Source organism: Butyrivibrio fibrisolvens, from assembly GCF_023206215.1.
In the GTDB taxonomy this organism is placed as follows: Bacteria; Bacillota; Clostridia; order Lachnospirales; family Lachnospiraceae; genus Butyrivibrio; species Butyrivibrio fibrisolvens_C.
Window position 1 is genome coordinate 179,720 of sequence record NZ_CP065800.1, and the last position, 17,898, is coordinate 197,617.

The following is a 17,898-nucleotide window of genomic DNA, read 5'->3' on the forward strand; positions in this document are numbered from 1 at the left end:
AGTTTGAGGTATGGCTGAACAAAGCCAAACGCACATACCAACAGTTATATCGGATATATTATATATTTCATTTAGGTAGCATAATATGACGTAAGGGTCAAAAGTCATTTCGATTCGAGCTTGCTCGAAATCGAATATGAATTTATGACCCGCAAAACATGAGCAAAGTAGCACGTAGTGCGGATTTGCGAATGTTTTAGGGCGCAAGACATCCGGGGGATGTCTGCTTTGCGCCGACCGGAGTGGAACGTAGATGTGAGAGTTTCGAAGAAACGGAACAATCCGTTAGTCATAAGGTGTCAAAAGGGACTTTTGACACCTACCTCATAATATTTTAACTCAACCTTTGCACTTGCTCACGGCGTGTTAAATTTTTAATTCAAAACCAGAAATGCCGCAAGATTCCCTCGCTTCTCTCCGGTGGTTCTATGAGAGAAGAGATAATCAGGATTACAATGGGTACAGATGTCCGTGATCTCGATATTCTCCGGTTTAACTCCGGCTTCTATCAAGGTATGCCTTATTGCTTCCCACAAATTAAGCTGGTATTTGCCGCCTGCTTTTCTATAGACGATATGCCCTGCGCTATCGCCATCTGGTATATACTCCGGCACGTCTTTTATACCAAATTCATCTATGCATTTATCAGCAACATCGCTACTTACTTCATAACAGTCTACGCATATGGAAGGACCTACAGCGCAGATAATGTCTGAAGGATTGCTTCCATATTCTCTGGTCATAGCTTCTACAGTGCTCCTACCTATACGGCTGACTGTTCCCTTCCATCCGGAATGAGACAGTCCTATAGCCCTCTTGACAGGATCTACGAAATATATGGGAGGGCAATCTGCATGGAATGTTGTAAGTATGATACCCGGAATATTCGTGATCATACCGTCTACATCTACATAGTCTCTTTCTTTGATCACCCCTTTGCCCATATCATCAGCTGTAATGACCCTGACATTACTTGTATGTGTCTGAAAAGTTGTAACGAAATGCTCAAGACTTCTTCCATATCCCAGTATCTGAGCCATGCGCCTGTAATTCTCTTCCACATCTTCTCTAACATCGCCTCTTGTAAAGCTATAATTAGCTTCACCAAAATATCCCTTAGAAGCTCCGCCTATCCTGGTACTGAACGCATGGCTTACTATCCCGGTAGCAGTTATAGACGGGAATGTGAGATATTCCATTTCGTTTTCATGTTTATTTTGTTGTACTACTTGGGTAGTACCTTTTCTGACTATATTCATTCTATTTTTCCTTTATTATCTCCTTACTTGTAACTACTTTATCACAATATCTTTATATTACGAAAGCTATACCTTACGGCACCTCATTTATAAAAAAATGATAGCTTTAGTATAACTTTTCTCTTTTTAGTAAAAGATGTTATATCCTAAAGCTATCATTATTATCAATATCTATATCATTTTAATTGTCAATGACATCAGACCTTCTTAACACCAATCTTGCAGCTTTCGCCGTTGATATCCCACTCCTTGGCACTATCAAGATCCTGATCATAGGAAAGTGAATCAGCAAGTACCTTGGTTGAAAGAGCAACTTCGTCAGCCTTAACAGCTGCAGCTACCTTCTCAGATCCTGTAAGAGATACTACGATTCTGTCCATAACTTCGAATCCTGAATCCTTACGCATTGTCTGGATCTTAGAGATAACTTCTGCTACGAGACCTTCGTTTACAAGTTCCTCTGTAAGGTTAGTATCAAGGACTACTGTGATACCCCAGTCTTCCTGGCTCATGAAGCCTTCCTTCTGAGTCATGTCGATAAGGAGATCTTCCTTGGTAAGCTCTACAGCTTCACCTGAAACTTCAAACTTGATAGATCCTTCTGCATTAAGTGTATCCATAGCAGCATTGCCATCAAGTTCTGCAAGATACTGCTTGATACCACCAAGCATCTTACCATACTTAGGACCTACTGTCTTGAGCTGTGGCTTGAATGTGTAGCTTGTGAAGTCACGTACATCATCTGTGAATGTAACAGACTTAACATTGAGCTCGTCTCTTACGATATCCTGATAGAAATCACTAAGAGTCTTACCTTCTGCCTTATCATTCTTGACATACATCTGTCCGAGAGGCTGACGGTTCTTCATGTTGCAGGCGTTTCTGCAAGCACGGCCGAGTACTACTATATCAAGAACCTCTTCCATATCCTCTTCAAGCTGCTTATCAACATACTCTGCATTAACTACAGGATAGTCGCACAGGTGGATTGACTCAGGTGCATCCTTAAAGTTCTCTCTGACAAGATTCTGATAGATCTCTTCTGTCATGAAAGGAACCATAGGAGCTGCTGCCTTACAGATCTCAACAAGACATGTATAAAGTGTCATATATGCAGAGATCTTGTCCTGTTCCATGCCCTTAGCCCAGAAACGCTCACGGCTACGACGAACATACCAGTTGGACAGATCGTCAACGAACTTGTCCAGAGCCTTAGCTGCTTCAGGGATCTTATAATTCTCAAGATTCTTGTCAGCTTCTGCAATTGTTGAATACAGACGTGACAGAATCCACTTATCCATTACTGTAAGCTTATCTTTCTCAAGCTTGTAGTTAGAAGCATCAAATCCATCAATATTAGCATACAGTACGAAGAATGCATATGTGTTCCAAAGTGTTCCAAGGAACTTACGCTGTCCTTCCTGAACTGCCTTGCCATAGAATCTTGAAGGAAGCCATGGTGCTGAGTTTGTATAGAAGTACCATCTGATAGCATCTGCGCCATACTGATTAAGTGCTTCCATAGGATCTACAGCATTGCCCTTGGACTTACTCATCTTCTGTCCGTTCTCATCCTGTACAAGACCCAGAACGATAACATTCTTAAATGCAGGCTTATTGAAAAGAAGAGTAGCCTCTGCATGAAGTGAATAGAACCATCCACGAGTCTGGTCTACTGCTTCTGAGATGAACTGTGCAGGGAACTGTTTTTCAAAAAGCTCCTTGTTCTCAAAAGGATAGTGAAGCTCAGCATATGGAGCAGCACCTGAATCAAACCAGCAGTCGATAACTTCAGGAACACGCTTCATAGAGCCGCCGCATTCTGAACACTTGATAAGATACTTATCAACATAAGGACGATGAAGCTCAGATGTAAGAGCTGACTCGTCTCCTGAAAGCTCAGCAAGCTCTTTCTTAGAACCTACGGCGATCTTCTTGCCACAGTCAGGGCATTCCCAGATGTTAAGAGGAGTTCCCCAATATCTGTCACGAGATACAGCCCAGTCCTGAATGTTCTCAAGCCACTTACCGAATCTACCTTCACCGATTGACTCAGGGATCCAGTTGATCTCTTTATTATTTCTTACAAGGTCATCCTTGATATCTGTAACTTTGATAAACCATGACTCACGAGCATAGTAGATAAGAGGAGTATCACATCTCCAGCAGTGAGGATAGTCATGCTCAGCCTTAGGTGATGAGAAGAGGATTCCTCTTTCTGCAAGATCTTTAAGTACTTCCGGATCTGCTGATACAGCACCCTGCTCTACTTCCTTGGCTGTAGGCTTGCAGCGCATACCTGCAAACTTGCCTGTCTCAGGCTTAAGACGACCGCTTGCATCTACCATCTGTACAAATGGAGCATCATACTTACGACCAACTCTGGCATCATCATCACCAAATGCAGGAGCGATATGTACGATACCAGTACCATCTTCCATAGTTACATAGTTATCGCAATACACGAAGAATGCCTTCTTGTGCTGCTTGTCTGCTTCTGCCTTAGCACACTCATAGAGAGGCTCATATTCCTTGTACTCAAGGTCTTTGCCCTTATAGGTTTCAAGGACTTCATAAGCTGGCTTTCCATCAGGATTAACCTTCTCATCCTTAGCAAGAGGTCCTATAACCTTATCAAGAAGAGCTGATGCCATGTAATATGTATTGCCATCTACGCACTTAACCTTAGCGTACTCTTCATCAGGGTTCACACACAGACCGATATTAGATGGAAGTGTCCATGGTGTTGTTGTCCATGCAAGGAAATATGCATCTTCATTTGCAACCTTGAAGCGAACAACAGCTGTGCGATCCTTGATAACCTTATATCCCTGAGCAACCTCGTGAGATGAAAGAGGTGTTCCGCATGAAGGACAGTAAGGAACAACCTTGAATCCCTTATAAAGAAGACCCTTGTTCCAGATCTCTTTAAGAGCCCACCACTCAGACTCGATATAATCATCATAATATGTTACATACGGGTTATCCATGTCAGCCCAGAATCCGACTTTGCCGGAGAACTGCTCCCACATTCCCTTGTATGTCCATACAGACTCTTTACACTTCTTGATGAAAGGCTCGATACCATACTCTTCGATCTGGTCCTTGCCTTCGATACCTATCTCCTTCTCAACTTCAAGCTCAACCGGAAGACCATGAGTATCCCAGCCCGCTTTACGAGGAACCTGATATCCTTTCATAGTTCTGTAACGAGGGATCATATCCTTGATGGCACGTGTCAGAACGTGTCCGATATGAGGCTTACCATTAGCTGTTGGGGGGCCATCATAGAACATGTAGATCTCGTTTCCGTCTTTACCTGAAACACTCTTATTAAAGATGTCATTGTCTTTCCAGAAATCAACAACCTGTGCTTCACGTTCTACGAAGTTCATGCTGTTATCAACCTTCTTATACATCTGCTTGCTCCTTCTTTCTTGATAAAAAAATAAGCTCTCGTCCCTGTAAAAAGGACGAGAGCATTAAAATCTCGTTGTACCACCTGTTTACACATACGCGCCGCGTTAAAAAACACAGTTGAATATGGCTCTTAATAACGGTAAGATACCGGCTCGGCCTACTGATATAACCTTCAGCCTCGCAGCTTGGAAGTGATTTTCACAAATTGCCTACTCGATCTGCCTTGCACCAACCGGCAGCTCTCTGAATCTTTGAGCGAATCGCTACTGTCTTCGTCATAGCTTTTAATATTCATTTGCAATTACTATAAAACCATATGACATAAATTGTCAAGGGCTTAAGTGATACTGTAGTAAAGATTACTCTTCGCTTGCCTCTTCAGAAGCTGAATCAGACTCTTCTTCTGAAGTTTCCTCTGTATCTGTTGTCTCTTCTGTATCAGTGCTCTCTTCATCTGTAGAAGTCTCTGTTGTAGAAGAGTCGCTTGAAGAAGAATCGCTTGTAGAAGAATCGCTTGATCCAGTCTCACCTGCAAGAACCCAGCTGAAGTTAAAGTATGAAGAATAGTAAGATACATCATCCTCAATATCAGCTGTTGTTTCAAATCCATGCATTCCATAGATGGTCATGCCATCCTTGAAATCATGTGTAAGATAATCATAGTTGTAATAATCTGTGCTTACCTTTTCTGTAACAAGATTGCCTTCTCCATCAAGTACAAGATCACTCATTTCTACTACGAAATAGTAAGAATACTCTTCCTTCTTGTACTTAAGTGTTAACTTATATGTCATATAAGCCTGAACACTATCATAGTAGCTATCTTTCTTAGGCTCTCCAATGTACATTCCATAGTACTCAACATTAGAGATTGTTACAGAACCATCATCAAGAACGCTTGTTCCGATATCATCTTTAGTATAGATGCTACCCTCGTCCTCAAGGAAGCTCTGCATCTGGCTAAGAACGTCATCTGTAATCTGGTCCTTAGTAGTAATAGATACCTGAAGACCTTCTACTGTGAAATCCTTAGTAATCTGAGTAGGCATAGCACCATAGGTCTCTACAAAGTATGCAATGTACTCTTCGTCAGACTGAGTATCATCATATTTGATTGTGATAGTGATCACATCTCCGTTTGAAAGATCCTGAAGCTGTTCATAATCATAATCAAACCAATAAGCAGACTCATCAAAATACTCATTATTAACATTAGTATCATCAAGTGATGCATATGCATTAGGTGCTGTACCAGAATATGTGATCTCAAGACCTTCGAAAGGATCGAATGTAGGAACTTCCTCAAGACCCTTTACGCTAAATGACATACCGTCTGTTGTTGTCTTGATGTTGAGATCTTCTAAAAGAGCATCAGCATCATATTTGAACTTAACAGTAACCTTATCACCGTTAGTAAGCTTCTCTGTCTTATCAAGAGATACAGCTTCGTCAAGGTACTCAGCGATGAGCTTCTTAGAGCTCTCGTCCTTCATATCCTTGTCATCGCCGTGATACTTGATCTTGTCGCCATAGTCTTTTTTGAACTTTTTTTCATCAAAATCAACAGTAGCTGTACCAAGTGTGTCATAACCATCAAATGTAACCTTTACATATTCGTTAAGGTCTACTTCGATAGGACGAGACTTAAGGTAGAATACTACTCCACCTACAGCAGCTACTACTAAAACAAGAAGGATGATGATAGGAATAAGGATCTTCTTAACACCCTTTCCACCCTTTTTGCCATCGTTTACAGAAGCTGCCGGATCAGGTACTCCTGCATAGATGTTCTCAGACTGCTGGAAATTAGCGTTCTGGAACTGTGCGCCGTCTGCCGGCTGTCCAAAATTGTTCTGGAAATTATCCTGAGCACCGTTCTGCGCAAATTCATTTGCTGCAGGAGCCTGGCTTTCAGGAAGAATTACTTTGGTTCCGCATTCGCTACAAAAGAGAGTACCCTCTTGTATCTCTGCGCCGCAATTAGTGCATTTCATAAAAATTCCCTCCCTAAAATGCTACGTTAAATAGTTTATACTCTGTAATAAAAAGTTACTGAATATCCTTGTTATCCACAGACGCTTGACATTATATCATAGTAATATAATATTGAAAACCCGTCATTTTGACGTTTCATCGTACAAAAATGGCGTTCTGTCAGAATTCAGCCCTTGTATATTTTTCTGAAATGACAGTACAACTTTTTTTCACCCCCATGCAAAATACATAGACGGTCAATAGTTCATATGCAAAGTCTGTCAATCATCCAAAACTTATATTCTCAAAACTGATGCCCTTGCAGTGCTGCATGCAGATCGACTGAACCTTACGGTCTTCTATCACTATATCCTTGAATTTAAGATTCTTGATCTCATATCCCTCTTCATCGAATCCATACAGTTCTATTGCAGGTGATTCCTTGATACCGCCACCTTCAAAATCATGCTGATCTGTATAATGTCCCTGAATGTATACTCTTTCAAATAAGCAGTTTTCAAAAACAGGAGGATGAGGTGATACCCTCTCTCCATCATCATTGTAGAGTACAGAATGCATAAGGATTCTGGAAGTATGGCAGTCTGATACATGAATATCTCTTACATATGCGCCTCTTTTCTTAGTACCCTTGATCTCAATTCCGCACCATGAATCTGACAGGTCGCAGTCCCATATCCTGACATCAGATACGCCGCCGCTCATCTCAGAACCTATACATATGCCGTGTCCCATCTTGGATACGCAGTCAAATACTCTGATATGCTCCGAGGGACGATTCACTATATTACCCTCAGGATTTTTGCCGGATTTTATGGCAACGCCGTCATCCCCTGTATTAAATACAGTAGCAAAAAGCGTGCAGTTAGTAGATGAGTCAGGATCCCAGCCATCTCCATTCCACACGCCATATGAATTAATAGTAACATGATCTGTGACTATATCATCGCAATATATCATGTGTACATTCCAGCATGCACCATCACTTAGGGTCACTCCTGTGATTCTTACATTAGAACAGTTACTAAGATTTATAAGACGCGGACGTACTCTTCCCTGAATAGTATGATCTGTCTCATATTCCTTGATCTTATCTCCAAGAGATTCAAGATATTCTTTCTGTTTATGAGTTTCATCTTCTATAATGGCCATTCCCAGCTTCTGACCACCGGATCGTATCTCGCCCTTACCTCTTATGAGGATATTACTACAGTTAGGCCCGCTGTTATGATCGAGCTCTCCGGCATTTAGAAGTGATGAATAGCTCATATTCTCAATTCCTTCGAACCTGCTTTTTATAATAGGAAGATAGTCATGAAAGTCTGCTGTTCCATGGAGTATAGCACCCTCATCAAGATATATCTCCATATCCGAATGAAGACGCAGTGCCCCAGTCATATAATCCCCTTTTGGGAAAAAGATCTGATCGCCTTTACCGCAGTCATCGAAAGCCTTCTGGATCACTGATGTATTCATGGTCTTACCATCGCCAACGGCATTGTATGGAGCTTTGGTAACATCAATTCTTCGTTTGGTCTTAAGTGTTCTGACTTTAGCTATAGAGGTTTTTGCTTTGTTTTCTTCATTTGCTGTGTCTACTATATTGCTATCCGCCAATAAAGCTTTAACTTCAACATGGTATTCTGTATCAGGTTCTAAATCCTCCCATGTATAATGAGTCTTAGCTGTATTAGAAGTCTCCCCATTTATACTGACTTCGTATTCAGAGACGTTCACACCCTCCTTATCCCACCATATGGTTATATCACTATCTGTAACCAGACTATGCAATTCCATATCACCTTTATCCTCTCTACTTATTTTATGTTTTCAGTGGAGTCCGCGTATCCATGTAGCTGCCATGGATACCCATGCCGATGTCGAGGGCACGTATTCCTTGGCTGCCTGAAAATTGATATTGCCGCCGTCATTTAGAGCACTTTCCGGCATCGCCGATATAGTCCTCTCATCTCCAAGTGAAAGTCCATGCCCTCCCTTACGGAAGAGATGATATTCTACGGGGATATTTTCCCTCATCAAAGCCTCTACAAGAAGCACCGAGTTCATAGGGTGAACACTACCATCTTCTGCAGTCCCCCAGATAAATGCAGGTGGGACATCCTTATTAACATGTTTCTCCAAAGATATATCATCAAGCATCTGCCTGTACCTATCTTCTGATTCATAATCTGCTGCAGTCCCTATGAGATTTTCAATAGATCCAGTGTGTGCATATTCACCGGATGTGATAACAGGATAGCCCAGCATCATTCCGTTTGGGCGAAGCTCTTCTACATCAACATGCTTATCTTCCTTGGCCATACTATGAGCTATATCATATTCAAGCTGTTGCCTTACAAAGTCTTCCGACCATCTCTCGCAATAATTACATACAAGGTGACCACCTGCAGAGAATCCTACTGTATATATAGCATCAGGATCTATCTTGAACTCCTTAGCATGTCTTCTAAGATACAGATAAGCTCTTCCAAGCTGTATCAGAGCATCAGGATATCTTGCAGGTGCACATGAATAGCGAAGAACCGCTGCATTATATCCCATAGCCAGAAACTGCATAGCTACAGGATCTGCCTCTCTGTCTGAAGTATAAGCATATGCCCCGCCGGGACATACTATTACCATAGGTCTTACTCTCCAGGCAAAATTGTCGCTAAGATCCTGCAAGTGAATATGCAGTATAGCCTCCATTCCATGCTTTGTTCCACCAACTGCTGTAAAAATTGTTTTCATTTTATAACCTCATGTCACGAGCTATGCGAGTGGCTAATGGTTCAAATTGATGGAGCTCGCGCCATCAATTTGGTTTTGAAAGTGGAACACTTTCAAACTTATTCCTTCATTTATATGCGATTCTCTTAACATGGCTGTGATGCATATCCGTGATCCAGTCTACATCATCTGTTATCCATTCCATGATATCCAGCATATGCTTTTCCCATCTAATTGTAGACTCCTTTTCTTCTGCTGTCATCTCATGTTCCATAGAGGTATCTATCTCGTCATAGCCAAAGATGAAGTCTCCTGCGTTCCATATTGAAAAATTGGAATCAGGGCCTTTTGTAACACTAGTTCTGGCACTTGCAAGTTCATCATGGCGGCGCTTGTATTCTGCTGTATCTCCTTTTAACAGGTGAGTCATAAAGACCCTGTGCCTTATCATGGATTTATCTTCTCTTACAATGCCAAAATCTTCATACATAAGAGCCATACCTTTTTCAAAATCACTCTTCCACTTAATAAGATCTTCTAAGGTATCAAGCACAGGCCCCAGGATTTTCGAAGTTGAAGGCTCTTTGTCACCAGACTCATAATACCCAAAGAAAAAAGTATCACAGTTCCATAGACTAAAATTAGTTACTCCGCTTTCTTTAATTTCTGCGCGCACGCTGTCCCAGTTACTTCCAAATATTTTAAGGAAGTCTCCAACCTTGCCTTCTTTGATCTCAAAAGAAAAACTATGTCTTTCCATACCCGCCTCCTATTATTTTCATGAAAAAAAGCCAGCCTCAAGCGTGGATTTTCTTAAATCGTTTACTACATATACCACTGCCGGGCTGGCTATTAAAACTTTAACTTCATCAAGAAAGCTCATGTATCTGTGTTTCAAAAGGCTTTAAAGCCACATGGATATCGCCATCACTTGTCTTAATACTGGTTTCGGCATCCCTGTCAGTCTCATTCATTACTACAAGTCTCTTAGCATTTGGATAGTATGCGCATTCTGTATCTGCATTATCTGTAAGATACAGAGCTTTTCCAAGATCTCCCTTGGCATAGAGCATGAGATTTAGAAGAAGCCTTGTATTTTCATTATTTACCTGGAAACTTGAAAGGTAGATGCCTTTTCCTTTACCAAAATCATGTATTGATATAGTGGGAAGTCCGCCTTCTTCTGCAAGAATATGAGCCTTACCATCTGTGATAAAGACATGATCCTTGCCTTTGACTCCTGCGCCTTCAGGGATAAGCCCATCCACTGTCTCTACAGTAAACTGCCACCTTCCGTGACATACCTTGGAGCCTCTGTCTATATCGATTCCAAGAACAGGAGCAAGCCTTAGGAAATTCTTGTATCCATTAAGCGCAGAAGGCTCATTGACACCAATAAGAATTCCGCCTTCGCCTGCCCATCTGAATATAAGTGATATCACTCTGTCATCTTCCCAGTTGTCACCACCGCTCCAGGCATCTCCGGCCCGACCTGCATTGATAAGGATATCAACATCATCTAAAGCTCCATCAATGACATCATCAAAGTTTATAAACTTAACATCCACAGGAAGCCCCGCTAAGGCCTCATTGATATGGATAAGGTCATGCATATATGTCTCATGGAAATGTCCTGACAAAGTCCAGCTGCGAAGATGTCCCCAGCTATGAAGCACAGCAACCTTGTAGGGAAGAGTATAAGGTTTTCCCTCTGCATGGAAAGACTTTATAAGTCTGAATTCATCTGCAACCTTCTCTATGTAATCATTAAACTCAGGCTGATCTTCTACAAGATGCAGGTACCCTCCAAGACCTATCCTGTCTACAGGTTCACGTAGAAGTGCACGCCTTACCCTGTTCCAGTACACTGCAGCATCCCTTGCAGGATCACCGCCTTCTGAGAATGTAGGTGCTCCGCCAAGACCTGTCGGGAAAAGATATGGATGCAGGCGAAGCTCATGAGTATTAGCCTTAGCTCCTGCACAAAGTCTTGCCTCATATCCGTTAAAGACACACTTGATAAGTCCGTCAAATCCGAATTCTTCAAATCTCTTAGAATAGGGTTCAACTCCTATCCAGCTGTCATCATAAAAGACATAGGCTTTTTTGCCATAAGAGTGAACCAGGTCTACGAGTTTTTTGCCATAAGATACTACAAACTGATTGGTAAAATCCATGTAGTCGAGAAGCTTTTTTGTAGGCGGCATGTGAGTCGGATGATTGCTTCCCTTATTTATAAAATCTTCTGATGTAAGTTCATATCCGTACTGCTTCTTGAACTGCTCAAGTGCAAGGGGGCTTACAGTGAAGTCATAGCTGCCCCAGTCAGTATAGAGGTTTCTGTCTCTTTCATCAGATCCCCAGATCCATACAAAGTTATAGAACATAGAGGTGAAGCGGACTACATTGGTAAGAGGATGCTCTTTGCACCAGTTGTCCATCCACTTGTAGAGGTATTCCTGCGCTTCATCAGATCTTGGGTCAACAGGTATAAGATGATCTGATGTCCAGTTATTGGTCACATGATTGTACATGTTGATCTCTTCCCACTTACGATATGCAAGGAAGTTAACTGTATATTCATGAAAAGGCTCTGTAGTCTTGATCACCACATGATCAAGCTCCTTCTCATAATTCCACAACCGCTTTGGAACTTCCATATTCGTAGTCCTGTCAAAAACCTGCCACAGCTCTACAGATTCCTTACTCTGGTTGACTTCAAACTGCTGTGTAAAATAGCCGTCAAGAAGATGTATTGACAGAAAATCACCCTCGGCGATCTTGGGCATACTCTGCAAAAAAGTCTGCTGCATGTTGGATGGATGTTTTCTGATCCAGTCGTTATGGTCTCTTATGATACAAACTGTAGAATATATGTCATATCCTGCTTCTAATATTTCCGGGGACAGCTGCGTTCCATCACTGTCTCTTATAACATCTGCTCCCCATTTTTGTGCCATCTTAAGAGTAAGATCTTCGTATCCGGATTCACCCGGTAATGTAAAACTCCCCTTCAGCTTATTGGTCATAACTATCTATCCTCGTCGTTTTATGATGATAAGTCTCTCCCTTGCAGCAGAAACTTCCGGTTTTAAGATCAAAGTGCTCCGTCACTTCTAAGATTGCCGTATTCCAAAAGGCCTGCCAGAAATGCAAGTGCAAGTCCCTGTCCCCATCCCTGCATCCAGTCGCGGCTTATATTCCTATATCCATCCCTGTCTTTCATCACAGCTGTTCCACCGGACACATTCATAACACGGCCCTGAGGTGATATGTTTGCAAGTATACCTTTGATCGATTTATTTATATATTTGATATGAAGTGGATTACCTTTAGAAAGCATTGCTGCAGCTATTCCAGCAGATGCTGATATCTCTTCATATGACTCAGGATCATCCAAGATAGTACGCCATAGACCGTTCTCAGTCTGAACCGTTTTAAGAGCTGATAACTGTTCATTGAGTGATCCTACTATGTCCAGAAACTGCGGATACAGATATGCTTCCGGAAGGATGTGACCTACCTGCGACATAGTAAATGCAGCCCAAGCATTGGCTCTTCCCCAATAGAATCCTGACATATGATCCTTGGTGATATTGTTATATCCGTGATAATAAAAGCCTGTATCCTTGTCCTGCAGATACTTTATATGCCAGTAGTACTGATTCAGCGCATCATTTATAAGATCTTCATCCTTTTCATGAACTCCGACTCTTAATAAGAAAAAAGCTGCCATGAAAAGAGTATCTGCCCAGCACTGCTCCGGGAAATCATTATTGGCTGATACTGTATGCTGAAGAACATTATCACCAAATCTAAGAGCTTCATTTTCGAGATAATCTACCTTACTCATTACGATGTCCCAGTATCTCTCGTCACCTGTCGCATCGTATAACGTTATAAGGCAGTGTCCCATAGCACAGGTATTGACTGTCCATACCTTAGGAAGTCCAAGCTCATCTACATATTCATCTATTCTGTCTTTTAATACATCAAGATATTCTTTTTTCTTAGTAACTTCATAGGCTTTGGCAATTCCGTAATATGCTACTCCGCAGGGCCAGTCCCATGTAAGGTCCATGCTCATTGTTTTGTCAACTATATGATCGATCGTATCCTCTACGATCTTTTGGTCGAATTCAAGTGATGTCATCATTCTCCTCTCAGGTAGTAATACCGCTATATGTAATTCTGAATCAAATATCATTTTTTATTTTTTAAATAATGACTATAAAAAAGAAGATTCCGAAAGTTACCTTTTACAGCACATTCAGCTGTAGGTTCCATTAACCAGCTGAAAATCACTGTTTTTATTCATCATTAACCTCATGTCGCGAGCAAAGCGAGTGACTAATGTTTCAAATTGATGGAGCTCGCGTCATCAATTTGGGTTTGAAAGTGGAACACTTTCAAACTTTACACTTATTACTTAACGCTATTATTTGATTTTGTATTTATAGTCATTATTTAAAACATAAAGAAAAGATATATCATAACAATTAAATTCACACACTTAGCATTTACACTTCGTTTACTCTTTTTAAAGTGATCCCCGGGCCGCTCCAAGATTTAGCCCGAGGATCTTCTTTTTAGAAATGTGATTGTCACAAAGATGGAGCTGTTTATTTATTTAAGAAAGGGTAAGTATGAAAACATATTATTTCATCTTGGAGGTCATGCCGTTATTGTAAGCTTCACCTCTTTCATCGATGATAGCCTGATATCCGGCATCAAGGTACTCCTGCTTGAACTGCTCATAGAGAGTATCGAACTCATCTTCTGATGCAACTACAAGCTTAGAAGCAAACTCTTCATAAAGGCCAAGGAGTGTCTCCTGGTTATCTGTTACAGATGTAAGAGTTACAGCGAAGTTACAGTCAGGCTGGATGACACCGCTATCAACCATTGCTTCCATTCCGTTGTAGTTATCAAGGATCTGCTGATACCACTCATCAGAATCAGGATAGTTAACTGGCATGTTGAGCTTGATATCATCTTCGATAGAACCAAGTGTCTTGGACTCAACTGCTACGCACCAGTAATCCTTGTTGTTATTGGCCATAGCATACTCGCCTTCTGTGTTGTTAGTAATTACAGGATATCCGTTCTCATCATATTCGAAAGTCTCACCTTCGATACCATACTGCATTGTGAAAAGAGCACTTGTTCCATCAACTTCACCTGCGAGCATCCATTCCATGTACATCATAGCTGCTGTGATCTGATCTTCAGAAGCAAGGGCTGAGAAGCCGATCATCATACCGAAGTTGTTGTTAGGACGATATGCATTGGTTGTTGAGATTCCATCAGAACCTGTATCCTCAACAAGACCAGGACATACAGCGATTGAAAGGTGTGCGTCAGGATTGGTCTCATAGAAGGAATCAAGAACTGAGATTGAAGGAGCGATATAAGCTGAGTATGTAAATGCATTGCCTGCGATGAAGTCAGCTTCGCCATCTGTAGCTTCTCTCTGTGTAAAGTCAGGATTGAAATATCCAAGGTTGTAAAGTTCGTTTCTTCTCTTAAGAAGGTTCTTCTGAGCCTCTGTAGAAAGAGCAGGGATAGCATAATCACCTGTTGTAGCCCACTCATATTCATCCTGAGGGTTCTTTCTATAGCCATAGTTCTGGTCTACACCTGCACCAGAGATCTTGGTTCCACCTGCAGGATATTCAGAAAGTCCTGCTTCCTTGATAGCTTCGTAAACTTTAAGAGTATCATCCCAAGTTGTAGGATATTCCATGCCGATCTGATCAAGCCAGTCCTGACGATAGAATGTTACATAGTTGTATGTGTTCTGTGAATAAGGTCTTTCTGCAAGGGCAAAATATGTTGTGTCGTTAAGATCTGTGTAGTCAAGGTTGCCCTGCTCTTCCATCATTGCATAGTAATTAGGAGCTACAGTCTTGAACTTCTCAAGATCAAGTTCCTGAAGATATCCGTCATCAGCCCACTGTGCCTGCTTAGGGAAGTCGTATTCCATAAGGATTGTAGGAAGATCCTGAGCGTTAGCAAGGTTAGCATATGCATTGAGAACGTCTCCACGAGGGATTGCTACGAACTCAACTGTGATGTTGTACTTGTCACCAAAATTGGTCTGTACCCACTGTGTCCAGTAGTTGTTAGTAACATCTACTTCTCCGCCTCTGTCATATACAGGGATCTGAATAGTTACGTTATCTGCAAATGGCTGCCAGGAGTCAATACCTGAGCCTTCTGCTGCCTGCTCTCCGCCTTCAGCTGTAGTAGCTGAGTTATCAGCTTCCTTCTGAGTCGTGTCCTGTGATGTCTGTGTGTCTGTTCCGCTCTCCCCTGTTGAACTGGAACATCCAACAAGTGCGCCCATTACCATTGCACTACTCATTGCAATAGCAAGGCTTCTGTTTAGCATTTTCTTTTTCATATAAAATCCTCCTTTTAATAAAGACTTTATTATTTACTTTTTAACCTTCGTGCTTGGAGCACAGTTGACTTTTTAATGGCTGTACATAATCACCATGGATGGTGATTATGCCATTAAAAATCAACCTTTTACCGCACCAACCATAGTTCCTTTTACGAAGTATTTCTGAACGAAAGGATAGATAATGATGATCGGTATTGTTACGAACATAACCGATGCTGCCTGAAGTACTTCAGGTGTAGATGTCACATTGGTTGCCTCTGTAAGAGCTGTAGAAGCTGCTTCCTGAGCATTTAAGATCATCTCGTAGAGCTTGTACTGAGCCATCTTAAGTTCATTACTTCTGATATAGTACATGTTGTCGCCGTAAGCATTCCAACGACCTACTGCATAGAAGAGAGTCAGTGTTGCAAGGATTGGCTTAGAAAGAGGAAGCACTATCTTGAACAGGATCTGTAAGTTTGAAGCTCCATCCAGGAATGCTGACTCCTCAAGCTCATCCGGTATATTTGATATAAAATAGTTCTTCATGATCAGCATATTGTAAGCTGAGTATATAAGTGGCCATATAAGAACCCACATTGTGTTAAGAAGATGAAGGTCACTATACAAAAGGTATGTAGGAAGATTACCTGCACCAAAGTACATAGGAACCATCAGTAAAAATGTTATAACTGCTCTTCCCTTAAGTCTCTTCTTGGAAAGAGGATATGCTGCGCAGGTACATACGATCATACCAAGCAATGTGAAGATTGCAGTAACTTCTACACTATAGATCATTGAATGAGTCATACTTCCATCTTCAACGATGGATCTGTATGCATCTAAAGTTACATCTATGGGCCACAGATATACAGACTTTGCAGCAACTGCAGCATTGGATGATATAGACTTTACTGCTACATGCCAGAATGGAAGCAGACATGTGAGTGATAAGATTCCTATTATCAGTACTATTACAACATCACTTATGTGAAGCTTGCTGATAGCCCTGCTTCCACCTGCAGAGATATCATTTTCTTTATCTTTTCTTTTGCCGGCCATTACCTTGCCTCCCTTAAAAACCGCTGTATCCATCTTGGTCCTCCTTTATAAAAGTCCTGTTTCGCCAAGAGCTTTGGCAACTCTGTCTGCGATCAGTACCATTGCAAGACCGACAAGTGACTGGAACAGATTAGCTGCAGTACCTATAGAATAGTGCTGACCGGAAAAACCGTAATCATATATGTATACCGCCAGCTGATACTGGAAATCTCTTACAAGAGCATTGTCAAGTGCTACAAGTCTTTCAAGGTTCGATCCCATAAGACGTCCAAGGTTCATGATAAGAAGAGTTACGATTGTAGGACGGATTCCGGGAAGTGTGATATGCCATATTCTCTGCCAGCGGTTTGCGCCATCGATCATAGCTGCTTCATACAAGTCACCGCTTATACCTGTTATTGCTGCAAGATACAGGATAGATCCCCATCCCATTCCCTGCCATACACCGATGAGCAGATAAGTTACAGCCCAGTGAAACTTCTCAGTAAGGAAAGGAATACCCTGGTCTATCCAACCAAGACTTGTAAGTGTCATGTTGATAAGACCGGTATTGGTACGGAACATCGTAAGTGCGATGGAACCGATAACTGCCCATGAAAGGAAATGTGGCAGATAGAGAATTGTCTGTGTTACCTTTTTGTATTTTGGAAATCTTAGCTCATTGAGCATGACTGCAAGTATTATTGGCATCGGGAATCCAAGAGCAAGATCCAGAAGGTTAAATACTATTGAATTCCTAAGAGCCATGAAGAACCTTGCACTTGAAGTTCCGGTGAACAGATCCACGAAGTTCTTCATGCCTACCCAGTCACTTCCGCTGTATCCCTTCATGACTTTATAGTTCATGAATACCATTCTCAGTCCCGGATACGCTGCATAGTTGAATAGAAAAACCATGGCAAGCGGAAAAATCAATAGCAGATATAGCTGCCAGTCTCTTTTAAACGCTTTTTTCCAGCTTGTCTTTACTTGCGGTACAGTCTTTGCTACCGCCTTATTACCTTTACCCATTATGAAACCTCCTCCAAGAATATCAGAAACCAATAT

The 17,898-nt window shown here is 41.5% G+C and carries 11 protein-coding genes and 1 other annotated feature; all 11 genes read right to left on the minus strand.

The window, feature by feature from the left end; genetic code table 11:
- Positions 1-374: 374 nt before the first annotated feature.
- Positions 375-1,199: a peptidoglycan editing factor PgeF gene (gene pgeF / locus I7804_RS00685; protein ID WP_248404418.1), complete on the minus strand. Its 825-nt coding sequence runs from the start codon at positions 1,197-1,199 to the stop codon at positions 375-377.
- A gap of 257 nt (positions 1,200-1,456) precedes the next feature.
- On the minus strand, positions 1,457-4,678 hold the full coding sequence (gene ileS, locus I7804_RS00690) for an isoleucine--tRNA ligase (protein ID WP_248404420.1): 3,222 nt from the start codon (positions 4,676-4,678) through the stop codon (positions 1,457-1,459).
- A 47-nt stretch (positions 4,679-4,725) separates the two neighbouring features.
- Positions 4,726-4,967, minus strand: a binding site (T-box leader).
- Between the two features lie 71 nt (positions 4,968-5,038).
- The gene (locus I7804_RS00695) at positions 5,039-6,673 is read right to left on the minus strand and encodes a zinc ribbon domain-containing protein (protein WP_248404422.1); all 1,635 of its coding nucleotides are present in this window, start codon (positions 6,671-6,673) and stop codon (positions 5,039-5,041) included.
- A 265-nt stretch (positions 6,674-6,938) separates the two neighbouring features.
- Entirely contained in the window at positions 6,939-8,468 is a 1,530-nt protein-coding gene (locus I7804_RS00700) for a glycosyl hydrolase family 28 protein (protein WP_248404424.1), read from the minus strand.
- A gap of 33 nt (positions 8,469-8,501) precedes the next feature.
- On the minus strand, positions 8,502-9,422 hold the full coding sequence (locus tag I7804_RS00705) for an alpha/beta hydrolase (RefSeq protein ID WP_248404426.1): 921 nt from the start codon (positions 9,420-9,422) through the stop codon (positions 8,502-8,504).
- A 106-nt stretch (positions 9,423-9,528) separates the two neighbouring features.
- Positions 9,529-10,161, minus strand: a complete 633-nt coding sequence (locus tag I7804_RS00710; RefSeq protein ID WP_248404428.1) for an L-rhamnose mutarotase — start codon at positions 10,159-10,161, stop codon at positions 9,529-9,531.
- Between the two features lie 109 nt (positions 10,162-10,270).
- Positions 10,271-12,430, minus strand: a complete 2,160-nt coding sequence (gnpA, locus tag I7804_RS00715; RefSeq protein WP_248404430.1) for a 1,3-beta-galactosyl-N-acetylhexosamine phosphorylase — start codon at positions 12,428-12,430, stop codon at positions 10,271-10,273.
- Between the two features lie 68 nt (positions 12,431-12,498).
- The gene (locus I7804_RS00720) at positions 12,499-13,554 is read right to left on the minus strand and encodes a glycoside hydrolase family 88 protein (protein ID WP_248404432.1); all 1,056 of its coding nucleotides are present in this window, start codon (positions 13,552-13,554) and stop codon (positions 12,499-12,501) included.
- A 504-nt stretch (positions 13,555-14,058) separates the two neighbouring features.
- A complete protein-coding gene (locus I7804_RS00725; protein ID WP_248404434.1) occupies positions 14,059-15,807 on the minus strand; it encodes an extracellular solute-binding protein in 1,749 nt (582 codons plus the stop codon).
- Positions 15,808-15,927: 120 nt separating this feature from the next.
- The gene (locus I7804_RS00730; protein ID WP_248404436.1) at positions 15,928-16,884 is read right to left on the minus strand and encodes a carbohydrate ABC transporter permease; all 957 of its coding nucleotides are present in this window, start codon (positions 16,882-16,884) and stop codon (positions 15,928-15,930) included.
- A 12-nt stretch (positions 16,885-16,896) separates the two neighbouring features.
- Complete coding sequence (locus I7804_RS00735; protein ID WP_092040802.1) at positions 16,897-17,862, minus strand: ABC transporter permease; 966 nt, start codon at positions 17,860-17,862, stop codon at positions 16,897-16,899.
- Positions 17,863-17,898: the final 36 nt, after the last annotated feature.

Bases quoted from the DNA above. Each gene is read 5' to 3' on its own strand.
- I7804_RS00725 (WP_248404434.1), bottom strand. From the start codon at position 15,807: ATGAAAAAGAAAATGCTAAACAGAAGCCTTGCTATTGCAATGAGTAGT.
- pgeF (WP_248404418.1), bottom strand. From the start codon at position 1,199: ATGGAATATCTCACATTCCCGTCTATAACTGCTACCGGGATAGTAAGC.
- I7804_RS00730 (WP_248404436.1), bottom strand. From the start codon at position 16,884: ATGGATACAGCGGTTTTTAAGGGAGGCAAGGTAATGGCCGGCAAAAGA.
- I7804_RS00735 (WP_092040802.1), bottom strand. From the start codon at position 17,862: ATGGGTAAAGGTAATAAGGCGGTAGCAAAGACTGTACCGCAAGTAAAG.
- gnpA (WP_248404430.1), bottom strand. From the start codon at position 12,430: ATGACCAATAAGCTGAAGGGGAGTTTTACATTACCGGGTGAATCCGGA.
- I7804_RS00720 (WP_248404432.1), bottom strand. From the start codon at position 13,554: ATGACATCACTTGAATTCGACCAAAAGATCGTAGAGGATACGATCGAT.
- ileS (WP_248404420.1), bottom strand. From the start codon at position 4,678: ATGTATAAGAAGGTTGATAACAGCATGAACTTCGTAGAACGTGAAGCA.
- I7804_RS00710 (WP_248404428.1), bottom strand. From the start codon at position 10,161: ATGGAAAGACATAGTTTTTCTTTTGAGATCAAAGAAGGCAAGGTTGGA.
- I7804_RS00705 (WP_248404426.1), bottom strand. From the start codon at position 9,422: ATGAAAACAATTTTTACAGCAGTTGGTGGAACAAAGCATGGAATGGAG.
- I7804_RS00700 (WP_248404424.1), bottom strand. From the start codon at position 8,468: ATGGAATTGCATAGTCTGGTTACAGATAGTGATATAACCATATGGTGG.
- I7804_RS00695 (WP_248404422.1), bottom strand. From the start codon at position 6,673: ATGAAATGCACTAATTGCGGCGCAGAGATACAAGAGGGTACTCTCTTT.